Source organism: Streptomyces sp. NPDC086549, assembly GCF_044746205.1.
GTDB lineage: Bacteria > Actinomycetota > Actinomycetes > Streptomycetales > Streptomycetaceae > Streptomyces.
On sequence record NZ_JBIVBS010000045.1, the window covers coordinates 1 to 15603 of the forward strand.

General features: G+C 69.3%; 19 protein-coding genes and 2 pseudogenes. 10 read left to right on the forward strand and 11 right to left on the reverse strand.

Translation table 11 applies throughout. The annotated features are described in order from the left end of the window. Positions 1–70: 70 nt before the first annotated feature. Entirely contained in the window at positions 71–574 is a 504-nt protein-coding gene (locus ACIPSA_RS50520) for a recombinase family protein (RefSeq protein WP_402648869.1), read from the forward strand. A gap of 285 nt (positions 575–859) precedes the next feature. Continuing rightward, a complete protein-coding gene (locus ACIPSA_RS50525) occupies positions 860–1927 on the forward strand; it encodes an NAD(P)/FAD-dependent oxidoreductase (RefSeq protein WP_402648871.1) in 1068 nt (355 codons plus the stop codon). 431 nt (positions 1928–2358) lie between these two features. Here ACIPSA_RS50525 and ACIPSA_RS50530 read toward each other — a convergent pair whose 3' ends face one another. Together ACIPSA_RS50530 and ACIPSA_RS50535 are read right to left on the reverse strand one after the other, a co-directional pair. After that, the gene (locus tag ACIPSA_RS50530) at positions 2359–2793 is read right to left on the reverse strand and encodes a DUF732 domain-containing protein (RefSeq protein WP_402648874.1); all 435 of its coding nucleotides are present in this window, start codon (positions 2791–2793) and stop codon (positions 2359–2361) included. A gap of 195 nt (positions 2794–2988) precedes the next feature. Further along, positions 2989–3186: a hypothetical protein gene (locus tag ACIPSA_RS50535; protein WP_402648876.1), complete on the reverse strand. Its 198-nt coding sequence runs from the start codon at positions 3184–3186 to the stop codon at positions 2989–2991. A gap of 621 nt (positions 3187–3807) precedes the next feature. Between ACIPSA_RS50535 and ACIPSA_RS50540 the strand changes: the two genes are divergently transcribed. Next, a complete protein-coding gene (locus tag ACIPSA_RS50540; protein ID WP_402648909.1) occupies positions 3808–4434 on the forward strand; it encodes a GntR family transcriptional regulator in 627 nt (208 codons plus the stop codon). A 141-nt stretch (positions 4435–4575) separates the two neighbouring features. Here the strand turns inward: ACIPSA_RS50540 and ACIPSA_RS50545 are convergent, their stop codons facing one another. The 3 genes from ACIPSA_RS50545 to ACIPSA_RS50555 are packed head-to-tail and all read right to left on the reverse strand — an operon-like array spanning position 4576 to position 6283. After that, positions 4576–4929: a cupin domain-containing protein gene (locus tag ACIPSA_RS50545; protein WP_402648879.1), complete on the reverse strand. Its 354-nt coding sequence runs from the start codon at positions 4927–4929 to the stop codon at positions 4576–4578. Next, a complete protein-coding gene (locus tag ACIPSA_RS50550; protein WP_402648882.1) occupies positions 4926–5717 on the reverse strand; it encodes a carbon-nitrogen hydrolase family protein in 792 nt (263 codons plus the stop codon). Before ACIPSA_RS50550 ends, ACIPSA_RS50545 begins: the two co-directional genes overlap by 4 nt. A 38-nt stretch (positions 5718–5755) precedes the next feature. Then, complete coding sequence (locus ACIPSA_RS50555; protein ID WP_402648884.1) at positions 5756–6283, reverse strand: MFS transporter; 528 nt, start codon at positions 6281–6283, stop codon at positions 5756–5758. Positions 6284–6481: 198 nt separating this feature from the next. Between ACIPSA_RS50555 and ACIPSA_RS50560 the strand changes: the two genes are divergently transcribed. Together ACIPSA_RS50560 and ACIPSA_RS50565 are read left to right on the forward strand one after the other, a co-directional pair. Beyond that, the gene (locus tag ACIPSA_RS50560; protein WP_402648887.1) at positions 6482–7168 is read left to right on the forward strand and encodes a DUF2848 domain-containing protein; all 687 of its coding nucleotides are present in this window, start codon (positions 6482–6484) and stop codon (positions 7166–7168) included. 602 nt (positions 7169–7770) lie between these two features. After that, a complete protein-coding gene (locus tag ACIPSA_RS50565) occupies positions 7771–8097 on the forward strand; it encodes an NUDIX domain-containing protein (protein ID WP_402648911.1) in 327 nt (108 codons plus the stop codon). Here the strand turns inward: ACIPSA_RS50565 and ACIPSA_RS50570 are convergent. Together ACIPSA_RS50570 and ACIPSA_RS50575 are read right to left on the reverse strand one after the other, a co-directional pair. After that, the gene (locus tag ACIPSA_RS50570) at positions 8025–8720 is read right to left on the reverse strand and encodes an aldehyde dehydrogenase family protein (protein ID WP_402648889.1); all 696 of its coding nucleotides are present in this window, start codon (positions 8718–8720) and stop codon (positions 8025–8027) included. The two genes, ACIPSA_RS50565 and ACIPSA_RS50570, sit on opposite strands and share 73 nt — an antisense overlap. After that, complete coding sequence (locus tag ACIPSA_RS50575) at positions 8717–9205, reverse strand: GNAT family N-acetyltransferase (protein WP_402648892.1); 489 nt, start codon at positions 9203–9205, stop codon at positions 8717–8719. The genes ACIPSA_RS50570 and ACIPSA_RS50575 overlap by 4 nt, the downstream gene beginning before the upstream one ends. A 93-nt stretch (positions 9206–9298) precedes the next feature. Here ACIPSA_RS50575 and ACIPSA_RS50580 point away from each other — a divergent pair. Beyond that, a pseudogene (locus ACIPSA_RS50580) lies at positions 9299–9427 on the forward strand (ATP-binding protein); the annotation flags it as partial. 123 nt (positions 9428–9550) lie between these two features. Here the strand turns inward: ACIPSA_RS50580 and ACIPSA_RS50585 are convergent. The 4 genes from ACIPSA_RS50585 to ACIPSA_RS50600 form a co-directional block, all read right to left on the reverse strand. Next, a complete protein-coding gene (locus ACIPSA_RS50585; protein WP_402648894.1) occupies positions 9551–10228 on the reverse strand; it encodes a response regulator in 678 nt (225 codons plus the stop codon). Further along, positions 10225–11490 carry a sensor histidine kinase gene (locus ACIPSA_RS50590; RefSeq protein WP_402648895.1) on the reverse strand — a complete coding sequence of 422 codons (1266 nt, stop codon included), beginning with the start codon at positions 11488–11490 and terminating at the stop codon, positions 10225–10227. The genes ACIPSA_RS50585 and ACIPSA_RS50590 overlap by 4 nt, the downstream gene beginning before the upstream one ends. Positions 11491–11513: 23 nt before the next feature. Beyond that, complete coding sequence (locus tag ACIPSA_RS50595; RefSeq protein WP_402648897.1) at positions 11514–11840, reverse strand: hypothetical protein; 327 nt, start codon at positions 11838–11840, stop codon at positions 11514–11516. 523 nt (positions 11841–12363) lie between these two features. Further along, positions 12364–13110: a hypothetical protein gene (locus ACIPSA_RS50600; RefSeq protein ID WP_402648899.1), complete on the reverse strand. Its 747-nt coding sequence runs from the start codon at positions 13108–13110 to the stop codon at positions 12364–12366. A gap of 1 nt (position 13111) precedes the next feature. On the opposite strand from ACIPSA_RS50600, the gene ACIPSA_RS50605 reads away from it, so the two are divergent. The 4 genes and pseudogenes from ACIPSA_RS50605 to ACIPSA_RS50620 form a co-directional block, all read left to right on the forward strand. Next, positions 13112–13426, forward strand: coding sequence for a transposase (locus tag ACIPSA_RS50605; protein WP_402648901.1), 315 nt, complete (start codon positions 13112–13114; stop codon positions 13424–13426). Between the two features lie 139 nt (positions 13427–13565). After that, positions 13566–14171 carry a TetR/AcrR family transcriptional regulator gene (locus tag ACIPSA_RS50610; protein ID WP_402648904.1) on the forward strand — a complete coding sequence of 202 codons (606 nt, stop codon included), beginning with the start codon at positions 13566–13568 and terminating at the stop codon, positions 14169–14171. Between the two features lie 326 nt (positions 14172–14497). Continuing rightward, on the forward strand, positions 14498–15022 hold the full coding sequence (locus tag ACIPSA_RS50615) for a VOC family protein (protein ID WP_402648907.1): 525 nt from the start codon (positions 14498–14500) through the stop codon (positions 15020–15022). A 122-nt stretch (positions 15023–15144) separates the two neighbouring features. Beyond that, positions 15145–15510 (forward strand): annotated as a pseudogene (locus ACIPSA_RS50620) (transposase family protein); the annotation flags it as partial. Positions 15511–15603: the final 93 nt, after the last annotated feature.

Here is a 15603-nt window from a genome sequence, read left to right on the forward strand (position 1 = left end):
GGGAAGACAGTCATCCGCGTACGCCCGTAGGGAGTGATGGCCACAGTCCGACTGGCGGGTCATCCTCACGGTGTGCGAGATGAAGCGGCTCGGCCGCGACGCCGCAGAACTCACCGCGCTCGCCGACCACCTGTTCGCCCACGGCCTGGCGCTGGAGATGCTCGCCGGCCCCCTCGCGGGAATGTACGACCCCAGCGGGCACGGCAAGCTGCTGTTCGCATTCTTCGCGGCGGTGGCGGAGACCGAGCGGGAGAACATCCGCGAGTCGCCCCTGGAAGCCGGAGACGAATCTGCCACTGCCAGGCGGTGCGTGCGGCAGGGGGCGAGGGGCGGTGCCAGACGGGCTGTGCGGCGGAGGGTGCGTTCTCCGCCTTCTGGACCAGCACGTCGTGGACCACTTCGCCGATCACGGCTGAGGCGCGCCCTCCGTCGTCGTTTTGCCCGAGGCAGGAGCGGATCGTCCTGCTGGTCGTTGGTGCCTCGACGATCGCCTACGTCCTGCCGCGGCGAGTCCGGACAATGGCGGACCAGCATGCCGGGCGCGCACCGCTACGGCCCGGAACTCGTCACATGACCCCTGCTGCGAGGCCTACCCAGATGGCGACGCCGAACAAGACCCAGGCGCCGGCCACCCCTGCCGACGCTGACCTGCGTGCGCTGTCTCCGCTGTTCTGGAACCCACGTCAACCCCTGCGGTCTGCTCGGTCTGGACATGAACAGCCGCCTCGACCCGGGCCCGACCGCCCGGGCAGTCACCGCGCCCGGCCCACGCAGGCCGAGGAAACACTGGCCGCCCCTGTTCTTGCTGGAACAGCATGAACCTTCGCTGCCTGGTTCGCGTCGATCGCATGGTGGCGGCATGAGCGACTTCGACTTGATGCGAGCCAGTGAGCAGACCCGGGATGTCGTGGTGGTCGGGGGCGGGGCCGCCGGCCTTTCGGCGGCCTTGAACCTGGCCCGGGTGCGCCGGTCGGTGCTGGTGATCGATGCGGGTGAGCCCCGCAATGCTCCAGCCGTCCATGTCGGCGCCCACGGAATCCTCGGCCGTGACGGCATCTCCCCGCTGGAGCTGCTGCGGCTGGGGCGGGAGGAGGTCGTCTCGTACGGCGGCCGTGTCGTCTCGGGCCGGGTCGCACAGATTCACCGGGACGGCGCGGCGTTCTCCGTCGTCACCGAGAGCGGGCAGCGCGTACGGGCGCGGAGGGTATTGGTGGCCACGGGCCTGGTCGACGAACTGTCGGACGTGCCGGGACTGGCCGAGCGGTGGGGTCGGGACGTGCTGCACTGCGTCTACTGCCACGGCTGGGAGATCCGCGACAAGGCGATCGGTGTGCTGGGCAGCTTCCACCAGGCGCTGCTGTTCCGCCAGATGTCCAAGGACATCACCCTGTTCCGGCACATCGGGGCGGAGTTGACCGACGAGCAGTGGGAGCAGCTCGCCGCCCTGGGCGTCGCCGTTGTGGACGGTGAGGTCACGGGTCTTGAGGCCGATGGCGAGGACCGGTTGGCAGGGGTGCGACTGGCGTCGGGAGTGGTGGTGCCGGTGCAGGAGCTGGTGGTCGCCCCACGGTTCGTGGCGCGTGCCGGCTTCCTCGACGGTCTGGTTCCGACCGTGCGCGAGCACCCCATGGGCGTGGGTGAGCAGCTTCAGGTGGATGGGTCGGGGTTCACCGGGGTGCCGGGCGTGTGGGCGGCCGGGAACGTCAGTGATGTGCTGGCGGGGGTTCCGGCCGCCGCAGCGGCCGGGGTCACGGCAGCGGCCGCGATCCACATGGACCTGCTGACGGCTGACGCCAAGGCCGCCGCCGCCTCCCGCGCGGCGGGCGGGAATGCATTCAGCGGGCCGGTGGAGGCGGAGGTGTCGCGACGTGTGCTGGGTGTGCGTGCGCACGGTCTGGAGCAGTTCTTCGACGGCGGGGAGCGATGAAGGCCCTCGCCGGCCCAGCACGGGCTCAGGGGGTGCGGGCCTTAGATGGGCCCGTTCCCCCTGATGCCCGAAGAGGACGAGGAGTTCGACGGTCCGGTCGTCATCGGGGCCGAGCCAGCACATGGTGCCGTTGTCGAGCTCGAACCCCGGTGATCGCAGGGCCGGCCACGGCCACAACCCGAAGATCAACCGCCGGAGACCGCCGGGCAGCTTGTCTGCCCGGCAGCGCGCGGCCACGCCGACGCGCAACACCCCCAAGAGGCCGCCCGATCCCCCACCGCTCCGCCACCACGCCCGCCCTCCCCTCCCTTTCTTCCTGCGTGGGGCTGTTGTGGGGGGGTGCAGAGGGGGATGTCGGGGTCCCCGACCACACCCAAGGGGTGCGGTGACCTGCAGATACGGCGTCAGGCGCCCGACGAGTGCACGACTTGTCAGACGTCGGGGCAGATGTAAGCCCGCGCAGACGCCAACACCGCCTGTGCAGCAACAGCCAACATGTCAGGAACCTGGGCTGCAAAGCGCTGCTGCATATTCGCGATCTGCACGCGTCCCGGCCGTCCTTCCCCCATGTCCACGCATCCCGCGCGTCCCGCGCGAACAGCCGCCTCCGGGTCCTGGACCAAGCGAGGGTCTGCAAGCTTGAGACCCTGCAGAAAGGCCCGGCGGTGAGCAGTGTCCGGAACGGGCACGCCGCTGACAACTTCCTCTGAAGGGCTCGGTGCCCCACTGGGCGTGACATTGGAAACCGACGGGCTACCGCCCGCGCGCCCTGGCGCAGCCGTCGAGGCTGCAGAGTCCCCCGCATGGCCACATCCCACAAGTGTGAAGATGACGATGCAGACCGGGACGGCTCGAAGTCGCAGCATTCCGCAATGATGACGGCTGCTCACTGTCCGCACCTACGCGGTGGCAGTATTGTGACGTTGGAGCAGCAGCGGGCACAGTCCCGCTCGGTGCTGCCGGGATGTCGGGCTGGTGAAGGCCACGGTCCGCCACGCACTCCGCAAAGCCATGCGGTAGATCCCGGTGCAACCTGGACCTGGTCATGACGGCTGGTCGGCTCAGGAGCAGACAGTGGCCAGGACACTGGTCACGGCGGCTGCGAAAGTGAGGACCCCGGCGAACGTGACAGCGGCCCGCTTCAGGGCCGCGGGCCAGATCGCGCCGTCCACGCGGGCGAGCGCGCAGGCGCTGGCGGCAGTCAACAGCGCGAAGACCACGAGCAGGGCGGTGGCGAGCAGAACGACAGCGACGGTCACGGCAAGCTCCCTGTACACGGTGAGGTGTTGACGTGGTCGAAGCTCGCGGAATCGGTGTTCGCCGGGGTCCGCCGGGACGAAGCTGAACACCGGCGACTGCTCACAGGACCGGAGAAATAGGCGGGCACCACCATTGGTTCCAGCGCTTCGGTCCCGCCGGAGGATGACCTTTCCAGTGGCCGATAACGCCCGACTCCCTGATACAGGGAACACGCAGCCGAAAAACCGGGGAGAGTCACGCCGACCCCGCCTGTTCAGGATCGAGTGCGGTGAACCAAGGATTTACGAGGAAGGGCTTCGCGGGCTGCTTCGCATGGATGAGGCCAGGACCCGCAGGATCGTCGCGGAGCTGAGCACCATCCCCGGTAGGTCCAGCCTGCGCGCCTGGGGATTGCGCGACCCTCAGACCGCGACAGCGGTCCACACGTTGCCCAGGGCCGCGAAGGGCAAGGTTGATCCAGAACACCGACGGCCAGCCGACGTGGGTGAGCAGGACCCGGGTCCACTGTGGCGGCTCTCCGAGCGAGCAGCCGCTGCGGCAAGTGCCTCCGTAGGACGCTCCCCGGGGAAGCGGCGTGATAGCGTTTGTATACAAGCTGTATGCGATATCTGGGGGTTGCCGTGCCGTCCGGTCGGGAAAAGGCGTACGCGTATCTCAAGGACACGGTGCTGACGGATCCCGAGATGCAGGGGGCCTTCCTGTCGGAGCAGGAGCTCGCCTCCCGGATCGGTGTCTCCCGTACACCGATCCGGGAGGCTCTGCTGCAGCTCGCGGCCGAGGACCTGGTCGAGCTCGTGCCCAAGCGGGGCGCCCGGGTGGCGCCGTTGGCGGGGCGGGAGATTCGGGAGCTGATGGAGTTGCGGGGCATCGTGGAGCGGTACGCCGCCCAGCAGCTCGTCTCCCGGGGAGGAGCGCCGGTCGCGGAGCTGCGGTGCCTGCTGGAACGGCAGCGCGAACTCACCGGGGAGGATCAGGCCCGGGAGTTCATCGCCGTGGACCACCAGTTCCACTCGGCGCTGGTGTCCGCCGTCGGCAACACTCTCCTGGATCGGCACTACGACGGTCTGCGAAGCCGTCAGGTTCGCGCCGGCGTGGTGGCCCTCTTCAACCGGCAGGGGCGTCAGGAAGCCGTGCTGGAGGAACACGGGGCCATCCTGGACGCCCTGGCCGCCGGAGACGCTGAGGCCGCGTGTGCCGCCATCGACCACCATCTGGGGTCGACGCTCAAGGTACTGCTCGCGGGCTAGACGCTCCGGCGGCTGAACCCGCATGGTGGAACGGCCGGACCACCTGTGCATCAGATCCTCCCCGGCGCTTGGGCCACTCCGGCGACGCCTTGGTGGGCTGGCCGGCCGCTACCGGGGGTCGGGTCTGCCTCGGTCCGTCGATCACTGCCTGCCGGGGTCAGGGTAGGTGATCACCAGCATGGTGACACCGTCCTGCGACGTCCAGGGGCCGTGCGGCATCCCGGGAGGGCGGCACGCGTACATGCCCGCGGTGAAGGTCCGGCCCAGTGTCAGGTCGTGCAGCGTTCCCTCGACGAGGTAGACCTCCTCCCAGAAGTCGTGGTGTGCCACGCCCTGTGCCGAGGTGTCGGTGCCCGGAGCCCAGCGGACGAGCGCGGTACGGCACCCGCGCCCGGGGTCATCGGCCAGGACCCGCTCCTCGACGCCCGGGCCGGCGCCGACCGGGGCGCTCCACGGTCCCTCGGGGAGGTGGAACTCCAGCTCGGGCTTGCTCACCGCCACACCTCCGGACGCCGGTTGGCCAGCACGGAGGTCTTCTGCCGGACCACGGTGACCTCGTCGACGTCCAGGTCGGCCAGTAGCAGTTCGGGCTCGGCACCGAGGGAGTTGCGGACCGTGCCGTCGGGTCCGACGACCTGGCTGTGCCCGATGCCCGTCGGCAAGGGGCCCGCCTGAGTACCCGGGCAGGCCTGGTCGACGGCGGCGAGCCATACCGTGGCGTCCAGTGCACGGGCCCGCACCAGCAGCTCCCATTGCGCGAGCTTGCCGGGCCCGGCGCCCCAGGAGGCCGCCAGCAACGTGCCGACGGCTCCGGCGTCGGCGTGGGCCCGGAACAGTTCCGGGAAGCGGACGTCATAGCAGGTGGCGAGGCCCAGCCGTGTGCCGTCCACGTCGATCACCGTCGGGGTGGAGCCCGGGGCGACGGTCTCGGACTCGCAGTAGCCGAAGGCGTCGTACAGATGGATCTTGTCGTACGACGCCTCGACACCGGCCCCGGTGGCCAGCAGGGTGTTCGCCACCCTGCCGTCGGGAGCCGGGGTGAACATGCCGGCTACGACCACCGTGGAGGTGGCCCGGGCGATCTGCCGTACCCCGTCGGCCCAGGGACCGTCCAGGGGCTCGGCGACCGGGGCCAGCGCGGTGCCGAAACAGGCCATCGACGCCTCCGGGAAGACTACGACGCGGGCTCCGGCGTCCGCGGCGCGCTGGGTCCATTCCTCGATGAGCCGGAGGTTCTTCTCAGGATCGGGACCGGTGATGAGCTGGCTCAGGGCGATCCGCACGGTGCGGTTCCTCCTCTGCGGGACGGGGTCGGGGGAATTCACAGGGAAACGGACGGGAAGTGGCGGCGGAATCCGAGAGAAGCGTCAAACGCGCGGTCAGCGGGCTCCGGTGGCGTCTGCCGTGGTCCGGGTCTCCGGCGCGGCCAGTCGGCGTCCTCGTCGACGGCGGAGTCGGGGCTGCGTCCCAGGCAGACTCCGGCGAGGGATACGACCGAGGCGAGGGCAATGTACACGGCCAGCGGTACCCAGCTGTCGTAGGTGCTCAGCAGGCTGGTGAACAGCAGCGGTGCGACGGCGCCGCCGATGATCCCGGCCAGTGTGTAGGCGAGGGAGGAGCCGGTGTAGCGCAGTCGGGGCGAGAACTGTTCGGCGATGAAGGCGGCCTGTGGTCCGTACAGACAACAATGGATCACGAGACCCCCGACGACACCGGCGGCGAGTGGCAGCCAGGCGCCACCGCGGATCATCAGGAAGAAGACAAAGAGCCACACACCGGCTGCCACCGCGGCGGAGCCGTACAGCAAACGGCGGTCGACCCGGTCGGAGAGGGCGCCGGCCAGCGGCATGCCGGCCGACGCCGGAGTGCCTGTCGTACGCCCTCGCGTCGCCGTTCGAGGTGTCGTGCATGGTTCTCATCCTTGCTCGGGGACATCGACCTTCCGGCATACTTCTTGTATACAGGCCGTATGCGCAAGTCCTGCGCGAGAACTCGACCACGGAGAATTCCGGCCGTGGTCCGTCACCCGATCTGTGGGAGTGCCCTCATGGCCGTACTGACCTTCGAACTGCCCGACGGATCCACGCGCGAGGTCGACGTCGTCCAGGTCCTCAACGCCGGGTACGCCGGACGCAGTCAGGAGGACGTCGCCGCGCACGTCGCGGAGCTCGCCGAGCTGGGCGTGCCCGGCCCGTCCGTGACGCCGGCCCTCTATCCCGTCTCTCCATATCTCGCCCAGCAGACCGACCGGGTCCTGGCACAGCACGCGCGCACCTCCGGGGAGGCGGAGTGGGCGCTCGTGGTGGCGGACGGCGGGGAGCTCCTGCTGACGGCCGCCTGCGACCACACCGACCGTGACCTCGAGGTGCACGGCGTGGCCTGGAGCAAGAACGCCGGCCCCGACGTCCTCGCCCGACGCGCCTGGCTCCTGGCCGACGTCGCGTCCCGCATCGACGAACTCACCCTGCGTGCCTGGGTCACCCACGGCGACCAGCGGACCGAGATCCAGCGCGGCACCCTCGCCGAACTCCTCACCCCCGCGTACTGGGTCGACGTCCTGCGCTCACGCGGCGCGCTCACACCCGGCACCGTCCTGATCTCCGGCACCATCCCCATGGCCCCTGGCGTCGACCAGTTCGCAGGCGGCTGGAGCGTGGAACTGGGGGACCCCGCCACCGGGGACACCATCCGCCTCGACTACGACGTCCAGCCGATGCCGGCCCCCATCGGCTGACACGACGACCCAGTCGGCCACCGGCGCTGCCGCAAGAGCGAGCGCGTCCGGGCCCGGCTGGAACAGACACTGCCGCTCCGCCAGCCCAGCCAGCTCAACTCCTGAGCGCCGACGACCCCGTTGCGGTCCACCCACTCGACCTTCGGCCTCAACCCGCGGGTCACCTTCGTGATCAGCCGCATCACCGGTAGCCCGTCAGAAAGGCCCCGCTCCTGGGCCCGCTGAATCGCCCACGCCCGCTCCGACTCCACATAAGCCTCGGCCTGGCCGACCGAATCCACCGATGCGTAGTAGGTCCGGCTGTTCTTCGACACCAGGCGTTTGCCGACTACCGGCGCGAGGGCGAGTGGTTCGACTTCGGTGACGTGCAGCGGTCGGCGCGATTCCCGCCGCTGTCCACCAGCACGTGGGGGGCACACCGCGCGCTGGCCGGACCAACACACGCACCGCGCCCAAGCGTTCCGGCGCGCACGCCGATTGAGCCGCCGTGCCTCCTCTCCCCCGGGTTCGCCGCTGTGCCGACGGCCGGGCCCGGAAGCCTTGCCGCCGCGCAACGCCGGTGAGCGCGGCGATCGGCAGACACACCGCCGCGCGAGGAGGCGATCAGCTGTCTGATCAGGGAGGCCCAGGAGGAGGCCGGGCTGATCATCGAGCCCGGCGACGTCGAACTCGTGCACCGCGTCCACCTCGTCCACCTCGTCCACCTCGTCCACCTCGTGGACTCGTCCGCCCGCCCGCGTATCAGCCTCGTCTTCCGGGCCCGCACCTGGTCCGGCACCCCGGCCGTCCTGGAGCCCGACCGGTGCGTGGAGTGGCGGTGGTGGAACCCGAAGGATCTCCCGGCCGCCGTCGTGCCCTACACCCGCCAGGCGATCGACGCGGTGCTCGCCGGGCGCCTGTACTCGCAGATCGGGTGGGACGGGCGATGAGCACCCTGGACGCGAGCCCGGTCGCGGCGGGCCGTGCCACAGGGCGAGCTGGACAGTCGGCCGACAGCGACCCTCTTTCGGATGCCGCGGTGGATCCGGCCGACGCGCGGGCGACGATGGTCGCCGAGTTGCAGAAGACGGACGGGCTGCTGCCCGGGCCGGTGCGCGACGCTCTGCTGGCGCTGCCCCGCGGGGTGCTGATGCCACAGGCGTACGTACGGCGCAGCGCCCCCGGTGAGGAGCCGCCTGGCCACCCGGAACGCGGTCGTGCTGTCGCGGCTGTAGACCCCGGCCAGCAGTCCGTAGTCCGATCCGTTGGCGATCTCGACGGCCTCGTTCTCTGAGGAGAACGCGGTGACTGTGACCACCGGGCCGAAGATTTCCTCGGTCGCGATGCGCATGTTGCGGGTTTTCGGCCACCTGAGCGGGAGAGGCTGATGGACGAGCTCAACGCTCTGCGAGTGCCGGAGGCAAGGAAGTAGCCGGGGGAGGCCGCTGGCGCAAGCGATCACCCCGCCAGGGCAGAGGCGACGGCACACACGGAGCGCGCGGCGTCCAGCGACTCCTGCATGCCAGCCACCATGCAGGCGAAGCCGGTGCCCTGCGAACCGGCACCGCGTCATTCCGAAGGAATGCGAAACTCGAATTCGGGACGGTCCCACGGCACGGCGGGCGGGTTCGCGAGCGCGGTCCCGGTCCGCACCGCACCAACGCGGTGGTAGAAGTCCTCGGCGGGACGATGCGACACGACCTTGACACGGTCGAGCCCGGCGGCACGGGCCTCGGACTGCATGTGCGCCACGAGCAGCCGTCCAATACCCCGTCCTTGCGCTTCGTCGGCGACGAACAGCAGGTCGAGCTCCGGTGGAGCGAGGACGAGCGAGTAGAACCCGAGGACCCGGCCTCCATGCTCGTCGGCGCCGACGGCCACAAAGGCGCGGTGGGCTTCGATGTAATCAGGACCGACCCGGTAGCCCGCGACTGCGGCTGCGTACTTACCCTCGTAGGCGCCTGAGCCACGCACGAGCCGCGTGAGCCGTTTGGCATCCCGCGCGACGGCCCTCCGTATCGTGATCGGCTGGCTGATCGGGGAAGTGCGTGAACTCATCGGGAGAGTATTTCGCACCGGGGAGTGCCTTCGTACGGCGGGTCGGCTGCTCGGGTAGGCGTTCCTGCACCGCTCCCGGGCACCTACCTGCGGCCCAGCGTCCTCGTGGTCGATGAGGTCGGCTACCAGCCCCTCGAACGCGCCGAGGCGAACCTGGTCCTCCAGGTGATCTCCAAGCGCTACGAGAAGGGTTCCATCATCCTGACCTCGAACAAGACCTTCGAGGTTATCGGCGACCAGGGCTGCCGAGCTGATCTTGCGGCCGATGCGGATGTGGTCACCGGCACAAATCCCACCGCGAGGGAGCGAAAGGATCACTCGGGAATCAAGCCGCTGGATCCGGGCTCAGTTAGCCTCGCCGGGCTTGACCAGGCCGCTTTCGTAGGCGAAAACGACGGCCTGAGCTCGGTCTCGCAGCGAGAGTTTTTCGAAGATTCGGCTGACGTGCGTCTTGACGGTCTGTTCAGCCAGGAACAGGTCTGCCGCGATCTCGGTGTTCGATCGACCGCGGGCGACCAGGACGAGGACCTCGGTTTCCCGCGGAGTCAGCCCGTTGAGCCGGGTCGAGGCCGGAAGCGCGCGCGGGCGGCTGCGGACGAAGCCCTCGATCAGCCGCCGGGTGACCGACGGCGCGAGGAGCGCGTCGCCGGCCGCGACGACCCGCACCGCTGCGATCAGGTCGGCGGGCGGGGCATCCTTGAGGAGGAAGCCGCTGGCCCCGGCGGCCAGCGCCTTATAGACGTAGTCGTCGATGTCGAAGGTCGTGAGCATCAGTACCCGAGGCCGGTGCTCGACGCCGCGTGGCGGGTTCATCAGGCGCCGGGTTGCCTCCAGACCGTCCAGGACCGGCATGCGCACATCCATGAGCACGACGTCGGGTCGTGAGCGATGGGCGAGCTCGACGCCCTCCTGACCGTTGGCTGCCTCGGCAACCACCTCGATGTCGGGCTGGGCGTTCAGCAATGCGGCGAAGCCCGCGCGGATCATGGCCTGGTCGTCTACAACGAGAACCTTGATGGTCATGGTGTTCCCGACAGGGGAAGGATGGCGGTGACGTGGAAGCCGCCGTCGGGAAGAGCCTGGGCGGTCAGTTCGCCGTCGAGCATGGCGACGCGTTCCCGCATCCCGACCAGGCCGTGTCCGCCCGCCCGGGTCTCCACGGGGTGCTGGGCTCCGGTCGCGCCGGAGTTGACCACGCCGATCCGTACAGCGCCGTCGACGTAGTCGATGCTGACGTGCGCGCGGGCGCCTGGAGCATGGCGCACCACGTTGCTCAACGCTTCCTGGACCAGGCGGTAGGCGGACAGCCCTACGACGGCAGGGAGTTCAGCACCGGTCGGCACATCATCAGCCACGACCAGACGGGCGTCGATGCCCGCGCGGCCGGTCGTCTCGATGAGAGTGGGGAGATCGGGCAGACCGGGCTGCGGGGTGTGCTCACCGTCGGGTGACTCCTCGCTGCGCAGCACGTGAAGCAGACGTCGCATCTCAGCCAGGGACCGTCGCGCCTCTGTGGCGATGGCCGCGAACTCCTCGGTGGCGGCCGCGGGGACATCGGGTATCCGATACGGCGCGCTGTCGGCCTGGACGGTGATCACCGACATGTGGTGCGCGACAACGTCGTGCAGTTCCCGGGCGATGCGCGCGCGCTCTGCCAGGAGTGTCGCCCGCGCCTGCTCGGCGACACTGATCTGCTCGGCGGTGGCGAGCCGGGCCTCGGCCTCGCCACGGCCGCGAACGGCATCAGCTGTGACCGCCGCAACCGCGAGGAACACGCTCATCGGGAGCAGTGCGATCCACCCGTCGTGGGTCGGGACCAGCACGATGAGCAGTGCCCCGGCTGCCAGCACCTCAAGCCACATCGCGAACGTGGCGCGACGCGAAGTCCGCAAGCCGACCACGGCGAGCACGACGGCAACGGTCAGCAGCGAGGTCACGGCCCATGGCCACGGTTCGGAACTGGAGTGGGGCCGGCTCAGCGCTGCCGTCGTAACCGCCGCCGTCAGCTCCGTCCACCAGGCGGTCCGGGGCCGACTGGACGCGAGGACGACCGGGGCGGCCCGGGCGACGGTCAACACCATCGCCGGGCCGTAGGCGAGGTTGTAATGCTGCTCCAGGTCCAAAGTTCCGATGAAGCAGACCCCAACGGCCAGGATCCACAGGGTTCGAAGTCCCCGCCGGCCGCCCGGGACGGACACCGACGGCCGGGCCAGGTCGTCCCACACTGCCTGCCGGCAGAAGGCCAGCAGGGACCGGAGCCGGAGGTCAGGAATGTGGATCTTCATCGGGGGACATGATACGTCCGGCCTCACAACTGGTGAATCCAGGCGATGACCAACGCGACCCCGCCGACGGAGGCCGCCGCCGTGGTGATGAAGGGTCCGAGCCCGACCTTGCGGCCCCATATCCAGCCCGCCAGGCGGGAGTGAAGGCACCCCAACAGCCACAGGGTGCCCACCCCGGCAACCGCTAACGGCACGCCGACGCCGAAGTGCGCCAGCCAGGCCCCACCGACGCTCGGACCGCCCCAGGAGTGGTTGTAAGGGCCGCGGTCGACCAGCGGGTAGAGGACCCCGCGAAGAACGAACAAGATCTCGACGCCCATGGGGATCAGCGCCAGCAGCCCGAGCGGCACGCACAACAGGGCATGTGTCAGGAGACGCGCCGCGCCAGGTCGGCCACTCGACGTCTGCGTTGCCAGGCCTTGCTCACCGGCCCGGGCCCACCACTCACACGCCCTGTCCGAACGCCCGACCGTAACCGCACCGACCGTGGCGACCGAGGCCGGAAGCAGCACTGCCGCGTACCCGACTCGCCGCGCGAATCCCGGACGAATGACCGCTGAGCCGGGCTCCGAAGTGTTGCCGAGGCGCTGCGAAGCCCTGAATGACATTGTCTTTTCCTCCACTCTCTGGTCGGCTCGCTACCGACGACCAGAAAGTTAGAACCAAGGCTCCATCCACCGCGTCACACCACAGTGCCAAACCGGCCCCCTACCCCCGTAGGGGGTCAGGGCGTCGTCCGCGCGAAGCGATCGCCCTTCACGCCGCTGGGACAGTCGCGGTCTGGTCGCGCTCAGCCCGGCTGATTCAACGCCCGGGTCAACTCGCGGTTGGCTGCCTGCGAGGCTTCCAGGTCCTCCAGAGCTTCGTCCAGCTTCAGCTTCGCATCGGCACTGTCCTGTTCGAGCTGGACGATCCGCTGCTGCAGTTTCTCCGTACTCTCGGGGGCACCGAGTCCAGCCTCACCGAAGACCGCTCGCCCATGAGCTGCGACAGCCGGCCCTCCAGCAAGGTGATGCGACCGGCCAGCCGGGCATTGCGCTCGTTCGCCGCAGCCAGGTCGACCATCAGCGAGGCCCATGAGACCCCGGCCCCACCGACCGCATCTGCGGCGGGGGCCCGCTCGGCGATGTGGACTTCGCTCAGCAGGTCACGGTGCCGGTAGAGGAAAGTGCGGTCCACCTTCGCCCGTCGGGCCACCGCTGTCACCGACACCTCCTCGCCGGCCTTTTGCAGGTCCCGCGGGGCCTGCTCGACGCGGGACCGTCGGCGTTCAGTGTCGGCCTGCCTGCCGTGGACCATCGCCTGCGTGCGGCGGGAGCCGGGGTTACTCATCGTCAGGGCCTTTCCGGTCGAACGTCCGGCACCGGTTGCCCGACGCGGGGCATACCGAGCATGACAGCCCGGCTCTTGCGGATCGTCACCATCGCCTGACGGCGTCGCCTCGGCCTTGGCCCACTCGTCCGCGGTAGTAAGCGCCGCGACGATCCGGTTGCGTCCAAGGAAGTGGGTGTACGGGTTCGACCTGATCCGGGGGTTTGCTCCGGCATCGGGATGGTGCCCGCATAGATGAACGGCCACCGGCTGATCTTCGAGGTGTCGAAGCTCGAAGGAGACCAGCACGATGACCGCACCTGACAGTGTGCCCTTGCATGCCCTTGCCGAGGACAACCTCGCCGCGGCGAGTCCCGATCTGCTGCGCGCGATGGTCAAGACGTTCGCCGACGCGCTCATGTCCGCGGAGGCCGACGCTCTCGGGCAGGTCAGCAAGGAGCGCGTCAACCACCGCAACGGCTACCGCCCACGCGAGTGGGACACCCGCGCAGTGTGCCTCCCCTCGTACCGTGGAGCCTGTGATTGCAAGGGAAGTTGGGGTTCATGGGGTCCAAGCAACGTACGTACGAGCCTGAGTTTCGTGAGGGTGCTGTACGCATCGTGATCGAGACCGGGAAGCCGATACCGGAGGTGGCCGGCGGACCGGCTGTTGAGCGACTTCAAGATGCCCGGGTCGTGGGCGCAGCGAACGCCTGCAAGGCTACGACTGTAGCCCTACAGGGTGTCCCATACAATGGGTGATCATGGATGCGACCACTCCGGCCCGAACGACCGCCCGGACCACGCCGCGAGGCCGCAACCCGCGCGGCCAGGGCGAACGGCTGCGCACCGAGATCGTCGACGCGGCGCTGCGGCTGCTGGAGGAACTCGCCGACGACCAGGCGCTGTCGATGCGGGCGGTCGCCCGCGAGGTCGGCATCGCCGCGACCTCGGTCTACATCCACTTCGCCGACCGCGACGCGCTGGTGCTGGCCGCGCTGGAGCACTGCTATGCGGACCTGCTGCGCGCGGTGGACAACGCGGAGTCGGGCACCGCCGACCCGGTGGCCGCGCTGCGTGCCCGAACGGCGCTGCTCGGCGCGTGGTCCCGCGAACACCCGGGTCTGTACAAGGTGCTACACGAAAGCACGCTCAACCGGCGCACCGACATGTCCTTCAAGGAGGAGATGGCCCAGCGCACGACCGCGGCGATCCGCCGCTGCATGGACGCCGGTCTGGCCCCGCAGGGCGAAGCGGAGACCGTCTGCCTGGATCTGCGCACGGCGGTCCATGGCGCGGTTTCGCTGCGTGTCAACCAACCCGATCTGCCCTGGCCCCACTCGAAGAACAGGTGGACCGGTTCTTGGTGAAACTGGTCGGTGTTCCGCCCGCGGAAGCGTGACGGCGGTCCGACGCAAGACGAAACGGCTCAGCGCCGCGCCACGGTAGCCGAACCCAGAAGGCCGGCTCCCGTGCCCCGCACACGACCTGACCTCACGTCAACCCCCGAAGGACTTCGAGCGCCGACCACTAAGACTGAGCCTTTTTCATCCTCGGCGGGGGCTCGAGAGGAGGGCGGCTACGACCAGGGGCTGACGAGGGTCGTGCCGATTTTGGGTTCATGTAGGAACAAGGCTGTCCTAGTTGATCCCTAGTGTCGTCACATCACGAAGTACCACAGGAGGGGACGACACCGATGGGTCAGACTGCACCCGAGGGCTACACCAGCGTTGCACCGTGGGTGGTCACCGACGACACCGGCGCACTGCTCGACTTCATCACCGGCGCGTTCGACGGCGAAGAGATTGCACGGGTGCCGGTCGAGGATGGCACCATCGGCCACGGCGAGATCCGAGTCGGCGACACGGTCGTGCTGGCCTTCGACCGACGGCCCGACTGGCCGGTGATGCCCTCGCTGTTGCGGGTCTATGTCCCGGACGCGGACGCCGCCATGGCCGCTGCTGTTGCGCACGGGGCACAAGTGGTCACCGGGGCTGCTGATAGTGCGTGGGGGGATCGTGGCGGCAGGGTGCGGGACCCGTTCGGCAACATTTGGTGGGTGATGAGCCGGGTCGAGCACATCGCACCGGACCTGGCCTGGCAGCGAATGTCCGAGCCGAAGTACGCCGAGGCGATGCGCACGGCCCAGGAGACCCTGGACGCCTCGCTCAGCGGTCGGGAGACAGGGGTGGCCAGCGCCCCGCAGCGCCCAAGCCACTGAGATCAACTTCCGACCTGGCTGCAAACGACGGGAGTTGAGGGCCGGCAGCAGTGCATAGACGCACCGAAGCTCCTGGTAGACGGTATCTCGACCGAGATCACCCGTGCCGCCAGGAGCTTCGCGTGCTTGCCTACCCATCATCAATAGATCTGTCCACCCGCACCCTGAGGTACCTGACCGGCCAACTCATCGCCCGGTGGCTGGAGATCGGCACACGCTGGCGGCGCCTGACAGCTGGCCGCCAGGCGCTCCTTGCACTGGCTCACCTGCGATGCGGCGACACCTACGCCCAGCTCGCCGCCGGATTCGGGATCGGGATCGGGATCGGGATCGCGACCGTCTACCGCTACGTCCGCGAGGCCGTCGACGTGCTGGCCGCCCTCGCGCCGGCCTTGACCGAGGCGATGAAAACGGCCTCGGCGAAGGCGTTCGTGATCCTGGACGGCACCCTGCTGCCGATCGACCGGATCGCTGCTGATACTCCGTACTGTTGAGTCGGCACGGAGCGCGGTGCCGGTGTTGCCACCGGTCCGTTTCTCCGTGCCGCTCGCCGAACCCGGCGTGCGACTCTCACCGCACCG